Source organism: Streptomyces sp. DG2A-72, from assembly GCF_030499575.1.
GTDB lineage: Bacteria > Actinomycetota > Actinomycetes > Streptomycetales > Streptomycetaceae > Streptomyces.
Genome location: NZ_JASTLC010000001.1, coordinates 3493272 through 3517617 on the forward strand (window position 1 = coordinate 3493272; position 24346 = coordinate 3517617).

Consider the following 24346-nt stretch of genomic DNA (forward strand, 5'->3'; position numbering starts at 1 on the left):
CTATCTCCGCCCGCGAGTTCCGTGCTCAGCCGTCATGCCGAGGCCCCTTGCCCGGCGGCGGGTCCAGCACAGTCTGGTACGCACTGCCGGTCACGCGGGCCTCTTCCATGCGGTCGTAGACATCAAGGATGAGGTCCCGGGTGCGGTAGGTGCCGTGGGCAGCCTCGTCCTCGCGCTTGACCACCGGGAAGGTGTCCATGACGTACTCCACGTCGTCACGGCCCACCCCGTAGAGGTGGAACAGTGCGGCGTCCAGCTCGGCGCGCAGCAGCTCACGACGGCTACCGCTCCATCGAAACGGTAGCCCGGTGTAGCCGAGATCCTTGGCGAAGCTCGTCATGTCCGCGCTGGTCCAGGCCAGTTCGGCCACTCGGTCGATGAACCACCGGGTTCCGCCGGGCGCCCCGGCAAAGTCCGACAGCTTGGGAACCGGCAACTGGTACAAGTACCCGAACGTCAGGTTCGTACCAGCGATCTTCTGCCGGATCACGTAGTCGAAAGAGTAGGACGAGAGAGACGCCTGAAGTAGTGCACTTGCGGTTGCATCTGCCGGGAACATGAGCGGACTGCTGTGCCCCACCCCGTATGGCGGGAGCGCAAACACCACCATCGTCCGTCTATCGCTCGACCGAGCAATGTTCCGCCAGCCCATCAACCAGCCGTGCAACCACTCCCGCTCCCGCAGCCGAGAAGCCACCCCCGGCCACATGATCGGGTTCAGCTTCTTGTCCCGCTTCCCCGAGTCCACGTCGAACTCCGGCACCCAATAACGGGGCAGCGGCGCGAACTCCGGATCATCATGCTGCTCCGGCGTCACCCTCGGAAGCGTCCCCACGTTCGCCTGCGCCTGCGTCTGCCCCTCGTACGTACCCAGCCGGTGATCGAAGTGGTGCAGCATCTTTGCCTCGTACAACGGCAGATAGCGCCGCCCGTCGGACGGGTGCGTAAAGACGTTGCCCTCGAGCTTCCAGCCCTCGCCCTCCAGGTCCGTCTTGCCACGGAACAGATGGGAGTCGGACGACATGTTGAACAGCCCTTGCCTGAAGGTCAGGCCCCACGGATTGGAGCCACCTCTGCCCTCCGTGTCCGGCTCCTTGAGGAGCACAGGGATACGCCGATAGATGCCGAACGTGATCTCCGCATCCCGACGTGACTCGAATACCGGCAAGTTCCCCGTATTGGGGTTGACCAGCAGGATCTCCTCGACGGGCATGGCGAACCGACGCTCTGGAAGGTCCTCCATGTACCAGGTGCCGAACGCGAACGACGCTTCACGTACCTGCTCCTCCCGCCCGGTGACGGTCAACAGCGCGAAGCGCACGGAATGGTGCACGTCCCGGCTAAGAACGAACGCCTCGTTCTTGAAGTCCAGGAACGAGACGAGCCGCTTCGAGCGGACCAGGTCGGAGAAGAAGGGGGCCGTTGTCGCATCCGTGGCGATCCCCGTCTGGAGAATGAGACCGAAGCGCCCTCGGTCTGCAATCCCGTGCGATGCCGCTTCGGCGAAGAGCGGGTAGGTGTTCAGCTTGCCTCGCGCGGCCAATGGATAGCGGCCAGACCACCGCGCCAGATGCGAGTACCCGTCCGACCGTCGTTTGTCGACGATGTACTGCTGGAACAGCGCGCGGTCGGCTTCCTCGACGCTCTCGGCAAGCTGGTCGATCAGCCCCTGTCTGGCAGCCTGATTCGACGCATTAGCGATCTCAGGCGCGCTGGTAGCGAAGTACTCCTCCGTCTTGAACTCAAGGGTCTCCCACGGCGGATTCCCCAGCACACAGCTGAACCCGCCCCTCCACCCGGTCCGTTCATCCACCCCCGCCGCGTCCGGATCGGCCAGCACCCGGAACACCTCCGGGAACTCCAGGTGCCAGTGGAAGAAGTGGTACTCCTCGCGCAGCCGCGCCACCTTCTCCACCGTGCCCGGCGGCAGGCTCGCGCCCCCGTCGGAGGAGTGCAGCGCGAGCAGGGAGTCCGTGGTGAGCGCGGGCGGGAAAGTCTCGTCCGTCCACTTCGTCCCGTCGGTCCGCTCTGTCTTCTCCCAGACAAACGCCGCACACCACGAGTCGGCGAGCTCCAGGGCCCGCAGGTAGTCCTTGGAGGTGGTGAGCTCGTGGTACGCGCTGGCCTGGCCCTGGACGTCCTCCAGCTCCTCCGACGGAGCGCCGGTGATGTCGGAAGTCGCCCTACTGATCGCCGCGTTGGAGATCTCCAGCGCGTGCTGCTCCGAGAACAGGGCGTCCTGGCTCGCGTGGTGTCGCAGCGCCGCCAGCCACCGCTCCCGCTCGCTCGCGTTGCGGGCCTTCAGGTTTCTGACGGCCTTGGACTCGTCGCCCTCGAGGACCTTGAACGCCTCGTCGGGCAGACCGCACGCCAGGAGCTTCGGTGTCGTGCCGAGCAGTCCGTTGCCGTGCTTGATGTGGGCGTCGAGGAACGTGAGCGGGCGGCCCGGCTTCATGGCCTCGATCCACAGGGAGACCTTGGCGAGTTCCACGGCCATCGGGTTGAGGTCGACGCCGTACACGCAGCGGGAGATGACCTCGCGCAGGGCGTCGCGGACGGCCTCGGCGGTCGGCTCCGGATCGTCGGTCTCGATCTCCGCGAACCGGCGGGCGATGCGGCGGGCCGCCGCGACCAGGAAGTGGCCACTGCCGCAGGCCGGGTCGCACACGGTCAGGGCGAGTAGCGCCGCCTTGCGCTCCTCCTTCGTCGTGCCCGAGCGGACGGCTCGTTCGATGACGGGGTCGAGGGCCGAGTCCAGGAGGCAGTCGATGAGCGGCGAGGGAGTGTAGTAAGAGCCGGAGGTCTTGCGGTCGTTGCCGTCCAGCTTCTTCAGAACGTAGGAGCCGTCGTCGTCCTGGTGGGCTTCGAGTTCGAGCAGCGACTCGTAGACCGAGCCGAGTTCGTCCGCGCCCAGGTGCCGGTAGTCGACCTTGCGGGGCCGGCCGAGCTTGGCGTCGAAGATGACGGCGAGGGCGCGAACCGCCTCGTACAGGGACTCGTTGGTGAGGGCGAGACCCTCCAGCCTCCCGTCCACGGGGGTGGGTTCGAAGAGGCCGCCGAGTGCGGGCAGACCCAGTTCGGGACGTCCGCCAGGCTTACCGAGGCCCTCGAGGACGAGGGTGAGAGCCTGCCACTGGTCGCCGTGCGGGCTGCCGGTGCGGCGGGCGAGGCGGCGCAGGCGGTCCGTGGAGAAGTACTTCTCGTACCGGTCACGTGCTGCGTCGTCCGCATCCGGGTGGAGGAGCAGGCCACGGTCCTCGGTGACGAAGAGGAAGAGCAGCCGGTAGACGAGCCGCAGCAGGGCGGGTTTCAGGTCGCGGACGGTGAGGGCGCCGGTGCTCAGGGCCGCGCGCAGGGCCGCGTTGTCGGGGTGGGCGATGAGCCCGGAGCCGATCACGGTGAGCGCCTTCTCGACGCCCTTGCGAAGCTCCTTGAGGGCGCGGGTGCCGGAGTCGATGGCCTCGGTACGCCACTTCTCCAGCGGGCAGGACGAGGCAGGGTCGCCCTCGAAGCGGGTGCGGTGCAACAGGCGCCACAGGAGGACGAAGTCGTCGGAGCGCTTGCCCTCGAAGATCGCCTGGAGGTCGAACTCGATGAACGCGGCGCCCGTCAGCGACACGGACTCGCGCAGCAGCCGCAGCTGGCGGCCGTTGGACAGGACACCCCACAGGGCCTTGTCGCCGGAGCGGTTGAGGTACTCCTGGACCATGGACTGCGGTGCCTGCGGCGCCACTTGGGGGGTGCGGGTGTCCAGCGGGACGTTCCAGCCGGTGAGGTGCACGGGTACATGCGCCCACGCGTGGCTGACCGGGAAGTTCTTCGTCTCGTCGTGGGCGGGGAGGCCGGGCTCCGGCACGGCGGACAGCGCGCCGAAGCCGAGCTGCTCGAACAGGGGCAGCAGCCAGCGTTCGGTGGTGAGCCCCACCGCATGCACACCGGGATCGTCGTCCGCTCCGTCGCGGGCGAGGGCGTCCTGGTAGGCGGCCCAGACGCCGCGCAGATAGCCCCATGAGCGCTCGGCGGCGTCCCGTACGGACTCGCCCTTGGCGAACAGCCGGTAGTCGGCGGGCTTCGCGCCGGACTGCTCCTTGCCCTCCTTGATGCGTACGAGGAGGTCGTACGGCAGCAGTCCGCCGACGGTGGCGACGGTGTCGGTGACCAGGGTCCTCGCGGTGCTCATGCGTCGGCTCCGAGCTGGATCGTGGCGGCCGGGCGGTAGAGGAAGACGCCGAGGACGTCCGGGTCGCCCTGCGGGACGGCCTTCAGGCCGGCGAGGCGGGCTCGGGCGGCGGTGCGGACCCGGTGGTGCGAAGCTTCCAGCTCCTTCGCGGCCGCATTGGAGCGCAGCCGCAGTTCGTCCATGAGGCCGGTGTCGAGGGCGGCGAGGATCGACGCGATGTGGTCGGTGGCGAAGCCCGGATCGGAGTTGCCAGTTGCACGGGCCTCCAGGAGGGCCAGGGCCTCTTCGTCGGGCAGCCACTGGGGCGCCTCGGCTCTGCCGTGGAAGGCCACCACCCGTGCGTCCTCGGCGAGTTGGGTGCGTACGTCGCCGTCGCGGGTGGGCAGGCTCAGCTGGAAGCGGTGCCGGACGAGGAGCATCGTGGTGGGCCGTCGTACGGCACTCGTACGGACCACGCCGCAGCGGCGGGCCGGGCGCTGCCAGGCGGGGAACTTCTCGTCCAGGGCGGTGTCCAGGACGAAGCGGGCGATCGCGGCCACCACCGGGTCGGTGCGGGTGAGCGCCGCCTCGCCGCGCGGGGCGCTCGGCGCGTCGTGGAAGACGACCGGGCTGGGATGGCGGGAGCCGAGCGCCGCCGTCACGGCGTCGCGCAGGCCCTGCGGAAGGGCGTCGGTGTGCGCGGTGAACCCGCCTTGCTTGCGGTCGGCGGGCGCGCCGCGCAGCGCGCCGAGCGCGCGGCGGGTGAACTCCCTGACCTCCTCGCCGGTGCCGAGCGCGGCAAGGATCTCGGCGACCTCTGCGGCCACGTCCTCCTTCTTGATCCGGTTCTGGGCGTAGAGGGACCGGGACGCCTTCTCCCGCTCGGCGGAGGATTCCCAGGCGAGCTCCAACTGTTCGGCGGCGGGCAGCTGTTCGCGCTCGAACAACCCCTCCTGCTCGAAGGAGGGGGTCTCGACGTTCAGGATCAGCTGTTCGAAGACCGCCTGCATGGCGCTCTCCGCCTGCTGCGGCACCGGGACGGAGATGCCGGTGGCGCGGCGGATGCGCTCGTGCTTGCGCAGCAGCACCTTCAGGACGATGTCGTCGACCGGGTTGTCCGCCCCGTACAGGGTGAGGGCCTTCACGGTGTCGGTGCGCTGCCCGAAGCGGTCGACCCGGCCTTCGCGCTGTTCGTGGCGGGTCGGGTTCCAGGCCAGGTCGTAGTGGATGACGGCGTCGAAGGACTCCTGGAGGTTGACGCCCTCGGACAGGCAGTCGGTGGCCACCAGGACGCGCCGTTCGGGGCCGGCTCGCCGTTCTCGTCCGTGCCGGTGAGTTCGGCGATCCGGTTCAGGCGCATGTCGGGCGAGAGCTCGCCGGTGACGGAGGCGACCGCCACCGGGTGCTCGGTGCCTCTCTTGTTGAGCACCTTCTTCAGGTGCTCGGCCACGTAGTCGGACGTGGCGATGTAGCGGCAGAACACGATCGGCCGGTAGCCGGAGTCGAGGAGGTCGGTGACCGTCGCCACCAGCTTCTTCAACTTGGTGTCGCGGGTGGGCCCGGCGAGCCTGCCCGCGGCCTCGGCCATGGCGACGAGTCGGGCCTTCTCATCGGCGTCGAGGCCGTCAGGGTCGGCTTCCTCAACCCTGGACGCGGCGGACGGCAGCAGGCTGCCCGGGACCTCGTCGGCGGACTCCGCACTGTCGGTATCGGCCGGGTCCGAGACGGTCGACTGCCCGGTGCGGTCCGCCTCGTCGGGGGTGTCCGCCTCCTGGACACCGGCCCTGGTCTTCAGGGACCGTACGGCGGCGGCGGGCGAAGAGGACAGGGTGCGCAGCAGCGCCAGCGTCGACCACCAACGCTGCCTTTGCTGCAGCGCCCCGTCGGCGGAGCGCACCGTCTCACGGGCGTACGCGAGGACCTCGGCGAGCAGGGCGCGGTAGTCGCTGTGCAGGGCGTAGGAGACCTCGGCACTGTCCCGGCTGGAGGGGAAGTGCGCGCCGTCCTGGAAGTCCTCACGGATGTCGGCGCGGCGGCGCTGCACGAAGAACTGGGCGAGCAGCTCACGGCCCGCGCGGGACTCGAAGCTCACGGTGGCGAGGCGGGCGTCGAGAAGCCCGAGCAACCTTCGGAAGGGCTCCTCCTTGCCACTGTGCGGGGTCGCGGTGACCAGGAGGAGGTGCCGGTCGGGGGCGTCGGCGAGCGCGCGCAGCAGTCCGTACCGCTGCTGCGAGGTGCGCGCCGAGATCTGCGCCGAGGTGTCCGCGACACAGGTGTGCGCCTCGTCGACGATCACCAGGTCGGGGCAGTTGCGCAGGAAGTCCTCACGGTGGCGGGGCGACTTGATGAAGTCCGTCGACACGACGTAGGCGCCGTCCGGGCGGAACACCGACTGCCCGTACGGCGTCTCGCGCTCGAGCCGGCCGATCGTGGCGGGCAGCACCAGACGCGCGTCGATACCGAACTTGCCCCGCAGCTCGGCCCGCCACTGTTCGGCGAGCGCCGGGGAACACAGCACGACCAGGCCACGGGCGTCGCCCTGGGCAAGCAGTTCGGCCGCGATGAGACCGGCCTCGACGGTCTTGCCGATGCCCACGTCGTCGGCGATCAGCAGCCTCACCGTCTCCTGGCGCAGCGCCATCATCAGCGGCACCAACTGGTACGGGCGCGGGTCCACGGCGATCGAGGCGAGGGACCGGAAGGGACCGGCCCCGGCCCGGAACCCGATCCGCAGGGCGGTGCGCAGCAGACCGGCGGTGTGCTGGTCGCCGAGATCACCGGGCGTGGGCGGGGCGAACGTGGCGGGCACCACGGTCTCCAGGCCGGGCAGCACCCCCGCGATGTCGACGTCGGCGCCGCCCAGCGGGCGCAGCACGAGGAGGTCCTCGGTGGAGTCCGGCAGCACCACCCATTCACGGCCCCGGGCGTGGACGAGGGAGCCGACGGCGTACTTCGGGGCCGGCGCGGCGGCGGTGGTCATACGGGCCTTCCGGGTGGGTGCGGGGGCGGGGACGTGGGGTGTGCACGGAGCGGAGCGGTGGGCCGACGGGCTGCTGAACCTGTCGGCCGATGTGCCTGGAGAAGCAGGTCAGCGGCGAGGTTCGCCGAACACCTGAGGGTACTCGGCGACCTTCTTGGACCAGTCGTCGTCGTAGCGGACGCGGACCACTTCCCAGCCGAAGTCCTTCAGCCGTTCCTCCGCCTCCTCGTCGCGCAGCACGACGTCGTCGTGGTCGTGATGCGGGCCGTCGACGAAGACCGCGATCGGGCCGAACCCGGTGTCGTACACGAAGTCCGGCTTGGACAGGGCCTCGCGCACCGTGATCTGCTGGTGGTCCGGGAGCCGGTGCCCGTGCGACCTCAGGTATTCGACGAAGCGCTCCTCCAAGGTGGAGTCCGAGCCCTGCCGCAGCGCGTCGGCGTGCTCGTCGCGCGAGCGGCCCGGGGTCGACTCGCCGACGGTGCCGTCCGCGAACGCCTGGAGCAGCTCGCGCGCCAACTGCCGGTCGATGACGCGGTGGTGGCGCTGATTGCTGAAGGAGAGCAGGCAGTCGTAGCAGCCCTTCTCGCACGGGTCTCCGTTGGTCTTCTCGTCACCGCGGTCACGCCCCAGTTGGTCGAAGTGGGCGATCTCCAGAGCCTTGCGCGCAGCGCGGGCCAGTGCACCGGGCTCGGACTGCAGACGCCGGAGCACCCCCGCGCCACCCTCCGCGCTCTCGATGAACAGCAGCCGCTCACGCGGCCCGTCGTACGGCGGCAGTTCCTCGGTGTCGAGTTCGGCGTCCTCCAGTTGGAACTCGGCCTCGATGCCCCGCTCCAGGGCGTACTGGAGGGTGACGGCGGTGTCCCGGTCGACCGGCTCGGCCAGCTGGAGGACGAGGATGTTCCGGGTGTCCTGCACATACGGGATCACCGGCATCTTACGGCCCGCCTTCTCCGCGTCCGCGAGCCCTTCCTGCTCCTGGGGGGTCTCCCGGCCGCCCTTCTTGGCCGCGCCGCCCGCGAGCCACTCGCCCGTCACCGGATCCATCCAGAAGCCGATCTCCCCCTTGGCGACGGAGCGGCGATAGCCGAGGTTGGTGAGCCGGACGGTGGCGCTGTCGCCGTACGCCAGCTCGGCCAGGGCACGGCCGGACGCGGACTGCGCCATGGCCCGCAGTGATCCGTCGCGGCCGTCCTCGTGTTTCTTGAAGCGGTAGGAGATCTCCACCTTGTAACCGGTGCGCTGGCGCTCCTCCTCGTCGGAGGAGATCCGGTCGCGTCGGTGCGTGAAGACGGTGTGCAGGTGCAGCAGACCGGTCCGCGCGTCACCGAGGCCGCTGCCGCAGCCCCCGCAGACGTCCTCGCGCTGCTCCTCCGGGGACAGATAGCCGCACCGTCCGCAGACCTTCGCGCTCTCGGTGGTCAGCTCGCCCGCGGTGTCCGGCGGCAGCTGCACCCGGTCCACCTTGTAGCGGCTGCCCTCGTGGTAGATCAGCGCACCGGGCCCGAACTCCCGGATCGCGATGAACCTGGAGCGCTGCAGATAGTCGCCGTCGTAGCCGCCGCGGCTGGTGCGGCCGGTTCCCGGGATATAAGCGGCGAGCGGCAGCCGGGGGAAGGAGTAGCCCGGCAGGAAGCCCTCGGAGGCGAAGTAGCGGTACGGGAAGAAGTCCGACATCACGGTCCGCTCGCCACCCTGCTCGTTGCGCAGCAGCGCGAGCTGGCTCTCGGCCTGGGCGCGGCGGCGCTTGGCCTGGTCCTTGGAGCGGCCCGTGGCGGTGCGGTTGAGGATGTTGCGGTGCTGGATCTCGCGCTCTTCGAGGGCGCGCCTGAAGAGATTCCGCCAACGCCCGCAGGCCCGGCGGAAGCTGCCCGGCGCGGCCTCGACGGTCTGCTCCAGCCACTGCTCGTGCCACCAGGACGTGGCGCGCAGCAGGTCGCCACAGCCGTCGAGAACGGTACGGGCCCGCGCCAGAGCACGGCGCCGGGCGGCCGGCTCGTCGATGGCCCCGGCCACGGACGACGCCAGTTCCAGCGAGGGGTTGTCGCCGTCGGACTCGATCAGCCTGGCCATGCTGGTGCCGAGATCGAGCCGGGTCTCGGCGAGCCAGATCGCGTGCACATGAGAGGCGAGCAGATCCTCGTTGGCCAGGTCGAGCCGGGGCGGGGCGACGACACCGGACACCATCTGCCTGCGCCGGGTGAAGTAGTACTGGTCGTGGCTGTTGCCGGTCGCGCAGTACGTGGTGACCAGCGCGGGCTGCCCGCTGCGGCCAGCGCGGCCCGAGCGCTGTGCGTAGTTGGCGGGGGTCGGCGGCACGTTGCGCAGGTTGACCGCGTTGAGGCTCTTGATGTCGACGCCGAGTTCCATCGTCGGCGAGCAGTACAGGAGCGGAAGCCGGGTGCCCTCACCGAACAGGTCCTCGCGCTCCTGGCGGACGTCGGGGTGGACCTGGGCCGTGTGCTCGGCTGCGTGCAGACCGGCGAAGGTGGCAGCGATGTCCTTGTAGAGCCGCTTGAAGAAGGCGTTTACGCGGGGCCCGCGCTCGTCGCGGTAGGTGCGGCGCAGGCGGTCCACGGCGCCGTGGTCGTCGTCGCGGGCGTGCCAGCGGATGACCGTGTGGTTGATCCGGTAGCCCGGCTCCTCGCCCCTCCCCTGGGAGACCTCGGTCAGCACTCCGCCGTCCGCCAGAACCCGGAGCAGGTCGCGGATGACGTCCTGGGCCTCGTCCAGGGACAGCCCCTGCCCCCAGTCGGGGAAGGTGCCGCTCTTTCGGACGTGGCGGCCGAACGCGCCTCGGCCGGTGAGGTTCAGCTCGCTGCGAACGCGCCCGGTACGGCCGGGGCGTCCGGCGCGGGCGACGGCGACACCGGCAGGAGGCGGCGCCGCCTCCGTGTCGGCGATTCCCCACGCGTCGTTGAGCCGGGCCGACTCCTTGCGCAGTTCGGCGAACTTGGTCTCGGTGAAGTACGGGGTGTCCACGGCGCGCTGGCGGCGCAGCTCATCCATGAGGACCGTGGACAGCCCGTGGCGCACCTCGGAGGTCGCTGTACGCAGCGGGCCCGCGGTGTCCTGCCACCGGTCCTCATCACCGGCGATCGCCGCCAGACCCGCGTACTCAAGGCCGAGCAGCCCGGTCTGCTCCAGGTTGGGCATGGTGACGCGCCAGCCGCGTTCCAGGTCGAGGAAGAGGCGGTACTCGGCGACCGCGGCCAGTGCCTCCAGCGTACTCTCGGCGAGCTCCTCGATCTCGGTGGGCTTGGCCGCGTACTCGTGCGGGGAGAGCCCCATCGCCGCCACCACTTCCTCGCCGAGTCGCTTCCAGCGCAGCCCCTTGTCGCCGGCCTCGACCATCGCCCGGTAGAGAGCGCCACGCAGCTGCGTGACCATGACGAAGTCGTTGAAGTGCCCCGACTGGAGGCTCGCGTCCTGCCGGTTGTCGACGAAGGTGAGCAACTTCCTTGCGTCCTTCTTGAGTTCACCCTCGGGGATGCTCTTGAGGTGACGCACGATCGAGGCGCTGATGACCGACGTGGCGGTCGAGCGGCCCTCCTGGTCGAGGGTCATCAGCTTGGCGAAGTCGCGCTCCTTGACCTGCTCGTAGCCGACACCGCACTCCAGGCAGAAGAGGAACGGGGCAGGCAGGTACGCCGCGTAGATGCCGCCGTTCGCCTTTCCCCCGCCGGTGCCGTCCGGGCGCACCCACACCGGCTGCGGCGCTCGCTTCCTGCGGCTCGCGGTGAGCACCGGGGCGCCCTTGCGCTCGTCGAAGGTGAGCCAGCTGTCGGGGAAGCGTCGCTGCTCGATGGCGTCGCCGACCTGCTCCGGCCACGGGTTGACGGCCGAGATGTACAGATACCCCTGCTCGTCGTCCTCATCCTCGCGGGTACGGAAAGCGACGCTGCCGTCGCCGTCCTGGTCGCGGGCCACCATCAGGTACTCCTGTCCGCATTCACGGCAGAAGGACAGCGGCAGCAGCAGCTTCTCGGGGGCGTTGGGGACGCGCTGCTGGTAGGTGCGGGTGATATGGCGGTCGGCCTCTCCCTCCAGGGAGACGTAGACGGATCCGCCCTTGGACAGGAACTGGTGCAGCCTGAAGGCGAACAGCGGGCGGGCGCCCTCCTCCCGGCGGGCGGCCGCCCCCGCCTGGAGGGTGGCCCGGATGGCCTCAGCGCACGCCTCGTACCAGCGTTCCTCGGGCTCGCTCTCCTCGATGCCGAACGCCTCGGAGCGCAGGCGCAGAGCGGCGGCCTCCACGGTGACCGGTTCGGCGCGGACCAGGAGCGTGCTGCCATCCTCGTCCTCGGTCTCCACCAGGCCGAAGGTGGTCTCGATCCAGCGGGCCAGCGGATCGGCAGCCAGCCGCCCGTACTCGGCCGGAGGGTTGTTCTCCCTTACCCGCTCGGCGAGTTCGGACGGCGTGGGCACGGCATCCCCGGTCGCCCGCACCAGGGTCTCGCCGACCACCCGCTTCGGGTCGATCTCCGTGTCGAAGAGGGTGGAGGCGACCCGGGCGACCTCACGACGGCGAGCGGCGGGCGTGCCGCCGGTGGCCATCGTCGCGGACGTGCCCACGCACTGCAGATTGGGCGATTCGCAAGCCTCACGTACGCGCCGCACCAGCATGGCGACGTCGGCGCCCTGCCGCCCCCGGTAGGTGTGCAGTTCGTCGAGGACGAGGAAGCGCAACCCCTTGGCCGCCCCGATGAGCTTCTCGCGCTCCTTGGGACGGGTGAGCATCAGCTCCAGCATCACGTAGTTGGTGAGCAGGATGTCGGGCTTGGATTCGCGGATGGCCTCCTTTTCGTCCTCCTTCTCCTGACCGGTGTAGCGCGCATAAGTGACCGGCTCGCTCCCCTCGCCGTATCCGGCGGTGAGGAACTTCGCCAACTCCCGCTCCTGGCTGTTGGCGAGGGCGTTCATGGGGTAGACGATGATCGCCTTGATGCCGGGCGCACCCCCGGCCTCCTTCTCGCGCAGCACCCGGTCGACGATCGGCACGATGTAGCCGAGGCTCTTCCCGGAGCCGGTGCCGGTCGTCAGGACGTACGACTCCCTGGAGTCGGCCGCCTTGATCGCCTCCAGCTGGTGCTGGTGGAAGTGGATCGGGCGGACGATGGCGCCCCGCTCGTCCTTGCCCGTACGGAAGATGTCCGCGCACGCCGGGTGAAGCAGTCCTCCCGGCCGCGCGAGATCCTCGACCGAACCGCCGGGCGCGAAGCTCGGGTTGAGGGAGAGGTAGGGGTCGGGCCACTGGTCTCCGTCGGCGAGCGACTTCGAGACCTTGGCGTCGATGCGCCGGTCGTCGATCACCACCGATCCGGACGTGTACTCCTTGTAGTCCCGGATGAGCCGCTGGTGCACCTTGAAGACGTCCACGTGTTCCCCACTTGTTCCCGAGGCGGTCCGGAGCAACGGTAGCCACCCGCCGGCCGCGGTGCGCCACACTCCCCTTGATCGTACGTCGCACATCACAGCATGCAGTTGTGAACTAAGTCAATAGACACTAAAGGTGGGAAGGTCGGTTCACGAAACAACGTGCTCATGCCACACTCTGTCCGAGGCGCCCGCCCGGCGGACGCGCCGGGCCACGAAGACGGACGCGGACGGAGTCGCCCCGCACATGGACATCGGACCTGTGATCGCCAAGCGCTACCGGATCAAGCGGGAGATCGGATCCGGCGGTATGGGTGTCGTCTGGCTCGCCCACGACGAACACCTCGGCCGCGATGTCGCCCTCAAGACCATGAACACGCCTCCCGGCTTGACGCAGGACCAGCGCACCCGGGACGCCGAACGCTTCCGACGCGAGGCCCGCGCCGCCGCGCGCCTCGACCACACCGGCATCGCGACGGTCTACGACCTCGGCGAGGAACGCGGCACACGCTTTCTGGTCATGCAGTACGTGACCGGCGTCGACCTTGAAGACCGGATCACCGAACAGGAACGGCTGAGCATCGAGGAAGCCGCTTCGGTCGGGGTGCAGATCGCCTCCGTCCTTGGCTCCGTGCATGCCCGCGACGTCGTCCACCGCGACCTCAAGGGCCGCAACGTCATCATCCGCACCGACGGCGTGGTCAAGGTCCTCGACTTCGGCGTCGCCGCTTTCCTCGAACCCGGCACCGCCAAGCTCACCACCACGGGCGAGCGGCCGGGCAGCCTGGAGTGCATGGCACCCGAACAGATCCTGGGCAAACCGGTCGACCATCGCACTGACCTGTATGCCCTCGGCTGCCTGCTCCACAAGATGCTCACCGGCGAACCCGTCTTCGAGCACCGCTCGGAACTCATGCTCCCCGGACTGATCCTCGACCACCCGCCGATCCCTCTGCGCGACCTGCGCCCCGACACCCCCGAAGACCTGGAAGCCCTCGTACTCGAACTCCTCTCCAAGACACCGAACGACCGCCCACCCCACGCCGGCGAGGTCTGGCGGCGGCTCGCCACTTGGCTTCCTGAACGCGGCGACCCGGCGGCCGCGCTCACCCCCTGGGCCGAGGTCGATCCACTGCGCCCCTTCCGCCACCCGATGGGGCCAGAAGCGCGCCCGGTGCGCTCATGGGCGAGGTCCCCACAGGCCGGCCGGCTGGGCTGACACAAGCGCCCATCCAGCATCCGCCACGCGGTGGAACGCCTCCCCCGCGAGGCGCAGGGCGCGGATTCCAGGTCCCCTGGCTGGTTGCCGCGCCAGCACCCGCCCGGCAGGGATTTACGGTTCCCCGTTTCTCAGCTCTGCGCCAGAATCGGCTCGGGCCCACAGCGGTGCTCCGCAGGACCGCCACCGAAAGCCTGCTAACGCCGGAGGGAACGACTGGAGCGAGGAACCGATCCAGACACACACGCTTGACTTGATGACACAATTATCATGTCATGGAGACATGCTGTACGCGACTCCCTCCCTGGACGCCGACGACCAGCGAGCCCTCGACGAGATCGAGAGCATGCGCCGCTCCCTGCGCCACATGCTCCGCGCCACCCCTCGCTGGACCCGCCAGCTGCGCCGCAACCTCACCGCCCGCGCGATCGCCGGGTCGAACACCATCGAGGGCTACGCCGCGACCGTGGACGACGTGGAAGCCCTCATGTCGGGCGAGGAGCCCCTGGAGACCGGGGAGAAGACGCGTGCCGAGCTGGAGGGCTACCAGCGCGGTATGACCTACATCCAGGCTCTCGCCGACGCGGGCGACGATTTCCGGTACGACGCCGGCCTGCTCAACGGCCTGCACTTCATGCTCCAGGGCCACCACCTCGACAAGCGCCCCGGCCGCTGGCGCGACGGACCCGTCTACGTCACCAGCCCCGACGACCCTCTGGTCCCCGCCTACACCGCTCCGGACCAAGCGGACGTTCCCGCTCTGATGTCGGAGTTCATCGAGTGGCTCAACGAGGGCGACCTCGACGCCCCCGTCCACATCCGCGCTTCCATGGCCCACCTCAACCTCGTCAAGATCCACCCGTGGAAGGACGGCAACGGGCGCATGTCCCGCGCCCTGTCCACCCTGGTGTTCTCCCGCGAGGCCCTGATGCCACCCGAGTTCTCCTCCATCGAGGAGTGGCTCGGCCGGGGACAGAACACCTACGCCTACTACCAAGTGCTGGAGGACGTAGGCGGCCCACACTGGAGCCCGAAACGGGATACCCGCCCCTGGATCCGGTTCTGCCTGACCGCCCACCACCGCCAGGCGCAGCAGGCCCAGCGACGCTTCGACGTGATGTCCCGCGCCTGGACCCGTCTAGTCGAATCCGTCGAAGCAACGGGCCTGGACGAGCGTGTCGTCTACGCCCTCCTACCCGCCTTCTCGGACGCGAAGGTCCGCCGCACCGTCTACCAGCAGGACGCCGACCTCAGCGACCAGCAGGCCATCCGCGACATCCGGGAGCTTGTGGCCCGCGGCTGGCTCGTCCCCCACGGCAAGGCCCGCGCCCGCTACTACGCTCCCGGGCCCCTCATGGACCCGGTCCGGGACGAGGTCCGCCAGTCCATGGAGCCGTACACGGATCCCTACCGGCGGGAGCGGTGACCCACCCACTCTCGATGGTTATGCCGCCAGGGTGGCCGAGGCGCTCTGCATCTCGTCGAGCCGCCGCCGCAGATCTTGCTCCTGGCCACTGATGCATTGCGCGTACGTGGCGAACAGCATGGCAACACTGGTGCCTGCCCACTCGGCAACCTGAGCAGGCGGGACACCACTGTTCAGCCACATTGTCAGTCGGGTGTGCCGAAGGTCGTAGACGCGCCGCCCCGTCAGTGATGCGTATAGGTGCGGTGGCAACATCGCACTGCGGGCGCGATCCCACGCGCGACGGTAGACGGAGCCCGCGAGAACTCCGCCATGCTCCCCGGGGAAGAGGCGGTCGCCGGGGAGCAGGCCCGCGCCCTTGATGCGTGCCCGCAGGACATGGACAAGTGCGGGAGGGCACGGGACTATGCGCGTCTCGCCTTCTGCCCTCCCCTTCAGATACCTCTGATCGTGTCGGGTTCCGCTGTCAGTCCACGTGCGTCCGATCTCAGGCTCGGCAGTGTGCACCACGATCTCGGCCCACTGACTCTCCCCCGACGCAGGCATGACAAGGTCTGAGACATGCAGCGCGACAGCCTCTTCCGGTCGCAGCCCCGTGAAGTACAGCGTGGCGAAGAACGCATGCAGTCTTCGCCCGCTCCGCGGCTGATTGCGTATCCAGTCGAGCAGCCGCGCCGCTTGCTGCGCATTGAGCAGACGGCGTCGGTCAATAGCGCCAGCCGACTGCGGAGTAAGGTTCCGTCCCTGGGGAACCGGATCGGACAGCAGAACTCCGCGCGCGATCGCATACCTCATCACCAGATGCAGAACTCGTCGATGCCGCTTCACAGATGAGGCCGCCGCTCGTCTACCGTCAAGCAACGTACCCAGCACCCGCAGCACGTCCTGCACCACGAGCGGATCGGTCCAGGCGTCCATGGTCGGAGTGTGCCGTCGCACCCAACTGAGTGCCGCGACGATGTCCTCCGGCGCACCACCACGGCGGTTGGTGTTGAAAGCCCAATCGCTCAGCGCCGCACGAACACGGCGAGAGGGGACACCGGGCGGATCCCGGTCCATCAGCGCGGTAGTGACGATCATCAATGTGCGCGCAGTGTTCCTCCGGTGATTCGCCGAAACTCGCGGCCACTGGGCGTCCGCGAACTGCACGGCGAAGTCATACCACCCAACCGAAGAAGCTCTCGGCTCCTGCCGCTCCGGCAAGCCAGTCGAAACGTTGAACGGCTCGCCGACGTGCGTCGCGGTCACCAGCTCCGCTCGGAAACCGTCGGCCAGCGCGAACGTCTGAAACGACTTGCGATGACGTTTCCCGGCGACGGACCAGCGCACCCCATAGGACTCGCGAAGCCGCCCGGACCCTCTCTCGATTTGCCAGACCCTGACGTCGAAAGTGGTGTCCATCGTCTGCACCTCGATCCGGCCCTGCCTACGGTGCCCGCCTCACGAGGGCCGACGCTTCCGGGCTACTACGAGCTCTACCTCCATGATCCCACCAGCAGCGGGCGTCACTGGAGTCCCACTCGCCGACGCCTCATCCCGGCCCCGATCAGTCAGCGTGACCGAGCAAGATCGTCCCACATGCGTCCCCCAAAACAGCTGACGATGCGCCACCACATCACAAAAGCGCAGGTCAGACGGATGGAGGTACAGTTAGACTGAGTGCCTTCTAAGCGCTTGGCCGCAGGTTCGAGTCCTGCCGGGGGCGCCCTCTTCCGCCCTCCCATCGGGAGGGCGTTTTTGCTGGTCAGAGGCCGTTTATCGGGCTCGGCGGAGCAGCTTCGCGGGTGCGGGTGGGTCCTCGCGCGGAGTCGGCGGGTGTCCGGCTGGAGACGATTTCGTCCGGCCCTCGGCGGGTGTTCTTCCCGAAAACTTCCCGAAGTTTCGGTGCGGTCTCTTGCCGTCGAACCGCTCACCCACACCACGGTCTGTGGTCGGCCACAAGCATCGCCCTCGGCCGCCCAGACGGCCGCCGCGGTCATGGACGGCGGCTGGCACTCACCCACGCTGCGTTGACGCTCCCTGACGGTGGGAGGTGCCATTGCCACGACGGATGAAAACACGTTGGCGGGCCGCCTCCGAGCTGCGACCATGCAGCTGCTTCCCTTACGGAGGGTGCATTTGTTCGTTTTCATTTGCGCGCGCTGCGGTGCCGAGCTGACAGTCCCTTTGTCCCAGGTTTCCCTTCCGCCCCATGCCCGTCAGAAGTACGGGAATGGGGTCCAACTACCGGTGCTCATGGAGGCAGGGACGTTTGCCGTGGACCCGGACCCATGGGGAGGGCCATGGCGGATGTGGGACGAGATCGATCCGGGCGAGGCGGAGGCACGCGGCATCTACGCGCCGGTCTACGCCCTGTCCGACAGCACGCCCGGGGCAATCGTCACCGCTCCCGGTGATATCCGCGGGACCCGGCTGATTCCCGAGAAGCGTGGCGGTGCCTGCTGTGGCCTCGACGGGGCCGAGGGGCCCAACATGGCCTGCGAGGCGTGCGACCTGCCCGTGGCAACAAGGGTCGACGACTGCTCGCTGTGGCAGGCAGTGCGGCTCAGCTCAGACGCCGTGCGCCGCGTCCCCACCGGCGGTGTCCACACTGCGCCGTTCTCCTGGACGGAATTGGTAGAGAGGGGGAGAGCACACCCCCGTTCGAGCCGATTGGCACGTGGGGAGGACGGTCTGGGTCGAGCCACTACTGGTCGTGGAGTCCTCAATGGGAAGCGGCAGCCGGCCAGGCGCTCGCCCACCTGTTGGTGGCCTCCAAAGGGCAGCCGGTGAAGGTCCCGGGCGGTCTGACCGCGGACGTGTTCCAACGCGCGCTCGACGCCTTGCTGCCCGCAGGCCCGCCAACGCGGCACGCCGTCCTGGTTGGACCGGGAGAACCCTCCGCCAGTGCGGGCGTCGACATCCTCCTCGTACCGATCCATCCCCAGACGGGTCAGACCTGGACCCCCGCCGGCCCGGCGGCATCGGCATACCCGGTGCCCCTGCCGCTGGGGGTGTGGCTGTGGCTCGTCTCCCCCGAACCGTACTTGCCTGTTCCCGCGTCGGGCGGCATACCCCAAGACGTACTCCGCGACGACCCGCTCCCGCCGCGCCCCAACTACCTGTTCCGGGCCGACCGGAGCAGGTTCGAGCACACCTTGGTCCGGCTACCAGCCGTTCGCAGCCCGTGGATACGCACGATCCTCGAAACCCTCACGCAAGATGCATCGGTCGACATCTTCTAGCCGTATGGCAATCGAACAGCGCCACCCGCCGGTTCAGCGGTCAACATCGTAGGACCGCCTCGTTGCAGCCATCCAAACAATGGCAAATCGGCATACGGGTTGAATGGGCGCTTGATATCCGATCATCCTTGCCGTCATGAGTCTCGTCTCCACCTCCTTCGACGTACCCGCCATGGGCGACTACGCCTACGACTGGGCCTTGGTCGACGTGGAGACATCGGGCCTCATGGCCCGGCGAGATCGCGTGCTGTCCGTGGCGGTGATCACGATCGGTCCGGACGGCGAGCAGACCGGGGAGTTCTCGACGCTGCTCAATCCGGGCTGCGATCCGGGACCGGTGGAGGTGCACGGGCTGACCATCGAGCGGTTGCAGGGTGCACCGACGTTCGATCAGGTCGCCGGGCGGATCGGAGCGATGCTTCAGGACCGGGTGCTGGTCGCCCACAACGCGCAGTTCGACTACGACTTCCTGGCCTACGAGTTCGCCCGTGCGCGGATGTGGTTGCCGGTGTCGCAGCGGCTGTGCACCCTGGCGCTCAATCGCCAGGTGGATCCGCCGACGGACGACATGAAGCTCGGCACCCTCGCCGCCCACTACGGCGTCCCCCAGCAACGCGCGCATGATGCGCTGGACGACACCCGTGTGCTGGCCGGGATCCTGCGGGCCTCACTGCGCGAGGCAGCGCGGCTCGATCTGCCCTTGCCGCTGGTGAGCTGCCCGCCCCGGGCAGAGTCGCAGTTCACGCCGCAGCCGCCGAAGACACCCTGCGCCTACCGCAATCCGGGGCGCATGACTCCCGGCGGGCCTCTCCAGCAGGGGATGAAGGTCGCGATCACCGGTGAGACCGTCCAAGCCCGGGCGGAGCTTGTGGGGCGGGCGGTTGCCGCCGGGCTGAACATGATGACCTCCGTCAGCCGGCACACCAGCGTGCTGGTCACCAATGAACCGGCGTCCGGTTCGGCAAAGGCCCGACGCGCACTCGCCGAAGGCGTGCCGGTCATCGATGAGCCCACCTTCCTGCGGCTCCTGGCCGACGTACGACCGGGGACAGCCCATGAGGCGACGGCCGTGGCTGTCGCCCCGGTGACCGAGCTGGAAGCAGAACCCATCGTCCGACCCGTGGAGTTGGCGCCCAACACGACCTCTGCCGTACCCGTCCCGGAGGCCGCACCCCTCCCCACGGCCGCACCCGGTGTGGGGGTACCCGCTCCGCGTCGACCGGTGCCCTCCGTCGGCACGTTGGACAAGCCTCTGGCGGGGCGTCGCGTGCTGGTGCTGGGTGGTGTCCATGCCGATGCCGCGGCGGCTCGTACCCGCGTCGTCGAGCTGGGCGGGTCCGCGGCGATCAACCTGTCCGCCAGTGTCACCGACGTCGTACTCCTGGAGGGCGGGCAGAGCGACCGGCGCATGAGCCGCATCACCGCCCTCGAACTCCCCGTGCACGACCTCCACTGGCTCACCGCTCCGACCGCCACCACCCCGGCCGCAGCAACGCTCCGGACTCAGGAGCCGCACGTGATGCCGAGAGGAGGTGTCATCGATCTGCCCATGCCGCAGGGCAGACCCGCGCCGGAGTGGTACGTCACCGCTGGCTGGGCCCCGCAGTCCGGCTACGAGATCGACGTCGTCGCCTTCCTCCTCGACGAGGACGAACAGGTCACCTTCGACGAGGACTTCATCTTCTACGGGGCCCCGGAGAGCCCGGCTGGAACTGTGCGACTGCTGACCGGCGGTCCTGCCGAACAGACCATCGCCCTCGACCTGGCCTCCCTGTCACCCGCGACGCGCAAGGTCGTCGTCGCCGCGGCCACCGACGGCGCCGCCACCTTCGGGACGGTCGGTGCGATCCAGATCGGTGCGGCACCCGGCAGCAGCGGCGCACCGCTCGCCCGCGCCACCCTGGACGCCGCCACCACCGAACGCACCATGCTCCTCGCGGAGATCTACCGCAGAGGCCCGGTGTGGCGCCTACGCGCCGTCGGTCAGGGCTACGACCACGGCCTCGACGCCCTCGCACGCGGATACGGCGTCGACATCGCCGACTGAACGCCGGCGCCGGGAGCGAAGATCTGCGCGTCCCTGCGCCCGGTTCAGGCACGGCGACGCGGTGCGGGCGTGGATCCGGGCTTGGGCACCGGCATGCTCGGGGCCGGCCCGGCGGGCAGTCGCTGGGGGCCTTCGATGCGCTGCTGGAGCTCGGCCAGCTGGCCCGTGAACAGCGGGCGTAGGTGGCGAGCAGGACGGGGACGCTGTTGCCCGCCCACTCGGCGACCTGGGCGGGTGGGATGCCGTGGTTGAGCCAGGTGGTCAGGCATGTGTGGCGCAGGTCGTAGACGCGCTTGCCCACGGGTGACTCGTATTCGTGCTCCGGCAGGACCGCCTTGCGGGCCTTGTTCCAGGCACGGCGGAAGACCGATCCGGCCAGCAGCCCGCCCTTCTCGCCGGGGAAGAAGAGGTCGCCCGGCTGGAGGCCGTCTCTTTTGATCAGGTCGCGGAGGACAGCGACGAGTGCCGGGTGGGCGGGGACGGGGCGGGTGTCGCCCTCGGCGCGGCCCTTGAGGTCGCGGGTCTCGTGGACGCGGCCGTCGTCGGTCCACTGGCTGCCGACCTCGGGCTCGGCGGTGTGGACGAGCAGTTCGCCCCAGCCCTCGGCGGGCAGTGTGGTGGCGCTGACGCGGAGGGCTACGGCCTCCTCCGGCCGCAGTCCGGTGTAGTAGAGGGTGGCGAAGAAGGCGTGGAGGCGGTGGCCGGTGCGGGGGCGGTCGGCGATCCAGGCCAGGAGGCGGGCGACCTGACCCGGGTTGAGCAGCGACCGCTTGTCGACGGCCTCGGCCACCTTGGGGGCGGCGCCTTCCTCCTTGCCCTTGGGGAGCGGGTTGGCGGTGAGGATCTTCTGCCGTACGGCGTACTTCATCGCCACGTTGAGGATCCGCTGCTCGCGCTTGACGGAGCTGGCGGCGGCCGGGCTGCCGTCCAGAAGTGTGTCGAGCGCGTGCATGACGGCGTCGACACGTTTGGTCTCCTCCCAGGCCGTCATCGGCAGGGAATCGCGGGCTATCCACGACAGGACGGTGCGGACTTCGGGCGGCGCCTCGTCGCGTCGGAGCTTGTTGAAGGCGTACTCGCGCAGGGCCCGGCGTACGTCGATCGGGTCGAAGCGGTCCGGGAGTTCGGTGCGCAGCAATGCGAGGGTGACCTTGGTGAGGGCCTTGGCGGTGTTCTTGCGGTTGTTGGCCGAGATGCGCGGCCACTTCATGTCGACGTACTGGAGGGCGAATTCGTAGTTGGTGACCTCGGCGGCCGATGTGGCGTGTGAGACCGGCAGGCCGGTGTCCACGTCGAACGGTTCGCCGTTGTTAGCGGCGACGCGCAGTGTTGCGCGGAAGGATTCGGCGAGCGCGCTCGTGGCATAACTCTGGCCGTGGCGCCTTCCGTTGACGGACCACCGGACGGTGTAGCTGGTCTTGCGCTTTCCCCTGTAGATCTCCGTGTCGTAGAAGCGGACCTTGTAGGACCGGTTGCTCAAGCGTGGTCCTCGCAGTCGGTCAGCCAGTTCTCGTAGTCACTGCGGCGGATGCGCAAAGCGCCGTTGGGGATGCGTACGCAGCGCGGGGCTGTGCCCTTCTTGCGCCAGTCGTAGAAGGTGGAGCGGGAGATGCGGAGGTCGTCGCAGAACTCGTCGACCGTGAGTTTGTCGGTGGGGCGGCGGGGCGGAGACGTCAAGCGGTGTTCCTTGGGCAGGGGGGGCTGTCCTGCTTTTGCGCCGGGTCGGTGCGAAAGGCAGGCGGACTGTGGAGTTGCCAGTCGATAGCGGCGTGGATCCGTGGGCAGGGTCAGCACCTCGATTGGCACCACAACTATCCATAGAATCGCCGGTTTCGTTAACCGGCGATCGTCGTCTATATTGCGCTCGCGCGGTTCGCCGCGAAGCGGTTTCCCAGGGGCGGGAAGTACCGAAAACCGGCACATCAATCGACTATTTCGTCAACCGGCGATCGTGCCCTAAAGTTTTGGGACCGCCTTCTACCGCCTTCTTTTTCGGCACGCTTTCTGCCGTGAGAGATGTCGCGGGATAGGGCTGGACTTGCGCGGTCCGGGTGTGGCTATGTGTTGACGGCACCTCCGGAAAGCGCGAGCGGCCACCAGTGCGCCACGCGCCGCCGGCCGGTCAACTCCCCCACCCCTGATGCCCGTACCGCCACGACGACGGTGAGCCGTGGGTGTCCGCCCACCTGCAACCGAGTGAGGAACCGCCCCTCTTGGCCCGAATCCGCACCATCAAGCCCGAAGCCTTCGTCTCCGAGTCCCTGGCCGCCGTCTCCCTGACCGCCAAGCGCACCTTCATCGGCCTGCTCACCCAGGCCGACGACCAGGGCCGCCACCGCGACCACGCCGCGATCATCACCGGACAACTGTGGGTGCTGCGCCCGGAACACGGGCCCTCGGACGTCGAGACGGACCTCGCCCAGCTCGCCGACGCCGGACTGATCTGCCGCTACACGGGGCTGGACGACAAGCGGTACCTACACATCGTCACCTGGAGCCGACACCAGAAGATCAACCGGCCCAGCAAGAGCCGCCTCCCCGCCTGCCCGCACCACGACACCCCGGCCGCCGGAGCCACGCCAAGCCCCACGGGGGTCGGCTTCACGGAGCCCTCCGTGCCGCCTCACGCAGCCCTCCGTGCAAACGCACGCGAGATGCGCGAGCCCGCACCGAATCCTGGCACCGATAACGAATCCGCAGGTCAGGACGGGTTCACGGAGCCCTCCATGCGGGCTCACGGAGGACGCCCGGAGCCGCAGGTGAAGCCTCACGGTACGGATCTAGGACCTAGGATCATGGACCTAGGAAGTACCCCTTCGGGGGGCGCGAGCGCCCACGCACCCGACATGGTCTCGGCCCGGCAGATGATCGCCGAGTACGTCGCCGCCTGCGCCCACCGTCCACCAGTCGGCGTCCTGGACCATCTCGGCCGGGAAGTGCGCAAGATGCTCGACGAGGGCATCTCCCCCGCCCACATCCGGGCCGGACTCGAACGCCACCGGGCCAAGGGCCTGCATCCCAGCACCTTGCCGAGTCTCGTCCACGAGGCCATGAACGCCGCGCCCGTGACGGTCGGCCACACGCCGTGGACGAACCCAAGTGACATCGACGCCGCCTACGGAGGTGACCTCTGACCGCCACCCTTGCCCGAGAGCCGCGCCAGGTCGGTCCGCTCGCCAACCGGCTCAACACGATCCTGGCCACCCGCGGTATCGACCCCAGCGTCACAGCCGAGGAACCGCCGCCCGAGCCCGTCACGGCACTGGAACTCGCGGACGCCCGGATCCCCGCCCGCTACCGCCGTGCCCTGGCCGACCAGCCGCAGATCACCGCCTGGGCCGACCACATCGCCGGAGCAGGTCGCCCCGGACCCGGCGGACCGGGCATCGCGGAGGGCCCGTCGCTGCTGATCGCCGGCCCCACCGGCACAGGCAAGACCCACCAGGCGTACGGCGCCGTACGCGCTCTCCTCACCCGGGGCATCCGCCTCCGCTGGGAGGCCACCACCAGCGCCGACTTGCACGCGCGCCTCCGCCCCCGTGCCGGTCACGACGGCGAACGGGAACTGCAGACGCTGGCCCGCTGCCCGCTGCTGCTCCTGGACGACCTCGGCGCGGCCAAGACCAGCGAGTGGACCGAGGAGATCACCTACCGGCTCATCAACCACCGGTACGAGCACATGCTCCCCACCCTCATCACCACCAACCTCCCCACCGCCGAGCTGCGCACCGCGCTCGGCGACCGCGTCGCCTCCCGCCTCGCCGAGATGACCGAACGCGTCGTCCTCACCGGCCCCGACCGACGCCGTACCGCGCCCGCCGCCTGAGGGCAGCTCCGCGTCTCCCCCCTCCCACCCTCGCCTCACCCCGCCCGCGCACAGGCATGCCCTCGCTCGCGCGAGCCCTTGGAGAG

General features: G+C 69.2%; 10 protein-coding genes and 3 pseudogenes. 6 read left to right on the forward strand and 7 right to left on the reverse strand.

Going from position 1 to position 24346, the window contains the following annotated elements:
• Window positions 1-25: 25 nt before the first annotated feature.
• From QQY66_RS16525 to QQY66_RS16535, 4 genes and pseudogenes are all read right to left on the reverse strand, one after another.
• On the reverse strand, window positions 26-4180 hold the full coding sequence (locus QQY66_RS16525; protein ID WP_301981119.1) for a DNA methyltransferase: 4155 nt from the start codon (window positions 4178-4180) through the stop codon (window positions 26-28).
• Window positions 4177-5445, reverse strand: coding sequence for a helicase-related protein (locus tag QQY66_RS50390; RefSeq protein WP_367666975.1), 1269 nt, complete (start codon window positions 5443-5445; stop codon window positions 4177-4179). The genes QQY66_RS16525 and QQY66_RS50390 overlap by 4 nt, the downstream gene beginning before the upstream one ends.
• An 872-nt stretch (window positions 5446-6317) precedes the next feature.
• Window positions 6318-7139: pseudogene (locus QQY66_RS50395) on the reverse strand (DEAD/DEAH box helicase); the annotation flags it as partial.
• A gap of 108 nt (window positions 7140-7247) precedes the next feature.
• The gene (locus tag QQY66_RS16535; RefSeq protein ID WP_301981120.1) at window positions 7248-12521 is read right to left on the reverse strand and encodes a DEAD/DEAH box helicase; all 5274 of its coding nucleotides are present in this window, start codon (window positions 12519-12521) and stop codon (window positions 7248-7250) included.
• A gap of 244 nt (window positions 12522-12765) precedes the next feature.
• Between QQY66_RS16535 and QQY66_RS16540 the strand changes: the two genes are divergently transcribed.
• Together QQY66_RS16540 and QQY66_RS16545 are read left to right on the forward strand one after the other, a co-directional pair.
• On the forward strand, window positions 12766-13737 hold the full coding sequence (locus tag QQY66_RS16540) for a serine/threonine-protein kinase (RefSeq protein ID WP_301981121.1): 972 nt from the start codon (window positions 12766-12768) through the stop codon (window positions 13735-13737).
• Between the two features lie 283 nt (window positions 13738-14020).
• Window positions 14021-15163 carry a Fic family protein gene (locus tag QQY66_RS16545; RefSeq protein ID WP_301981122.1) on the forward strand — a complete coding sequence of 381 codons (1143 nt, stop codon included), beginning with the start codon at window positions 14021-14023 and terminating at the stop codon, window positions 15161-15163.
• Between the two features lie 18 nt (window positions 15164-15181).
• Here the strand turns inward: QQY66_RS16545 and QQY66_RS16550 are convergent, their stop codons facing one another.
• On the reverse strand, window positions 15182-16564 hold the full coding sequence (locus QQY66_RS16550; RefSeq protein ID WP_301981123.1) for a tyrosine-type recombinase/integrase: 1383 nt from the start codon (window positions 16562-16564) through the stop codon (window positions 15182-15184).
• 717 nt (window positions 16565-17281) lie between these two features.
• Between QQY66_RS16550 and QQY66_RS16555 the strand changes: the two are divergent.
• Both QQY66_RS16555 and QQY66_RS16560 read left to right on the forward strand, forming a co-directional pair.
• A pseudogene (locus QQY66_RS16555) lies at window positions 17282-18387 on the forward strand (hypothetical protein).
• Window positions 18388-18523: 136 nt separating this feature from the next.
• A complete protein-coding gene (locus tag QQY66_RS16560) occupies window positions 18524-20434 on the forward strand; it encodes a TerD family protein (RefSeq protein ID WP_301981124.1) in 1911 nt (636 codons plus the stop codon).
• A 268-nt stretch (window positions 20435-20702) separates the two neighbouring features.
• Here QQY66_RS16560 and QQY66_RS50400 read toward each other — a convergent pair.
• Together QQY66_RS50400 and QQY66_RS16570 are read right to left on the reverse strand one after the other, a co-directional pair.
• Window positions 20703-21644, reverse strand: a pseudogene (locus QQY66_RS50400) (tyrosine-type recombinase/integrase); the annotation flags it as partial.
• A 266-nt stretch (window positions 21645-21910) separates the two neighbouring features.
• The gene (locus QQY66_RS16570) at window positions 21911-22111 is read right to left on the reverse strand and encodes an AlpA family transcriptional regulator (protein ID WP_301981125.1); all 201 of its coding nucleotides are present in this window, start codon (window positions 22109-22111) and stop codon (window positions 21911-21913) included.
• Window positions 22112-22647: 536 nt separating this feature from the next.
• Between QQY66_RS16570 and QQY66_RS16575 the strand changes: the two genes are divergently transcribed.
• Both QQY66_RS16575 and QQY66_RS16580 read left to right on the forward strand, forming a co-directional pair.
• Window positions 22648-23568, forward strand: coding sequence for a hypothetical protein (locus tag QQY66_RS16575; protein WP_301981126.1), 921 nt, complete (start codon window positions 22648-22650; stop codon window positions 23566-23568).
• Window positions 23565-24260, forward strand: coding sequence for an ATP-binding protein (locus tag QQY66_RS16580; protein ID WP_301987339.1), 696 nt, complete (start codon window positions 23565-23567; stop codon window positions 24258-24260). Before QQY66_RS16575 ends, QQY66_RS16580 begins: the two co-directional genes overlap by 4 nt.
• Window positions 24261-24346: the final 86 nt, after the last annotated feature.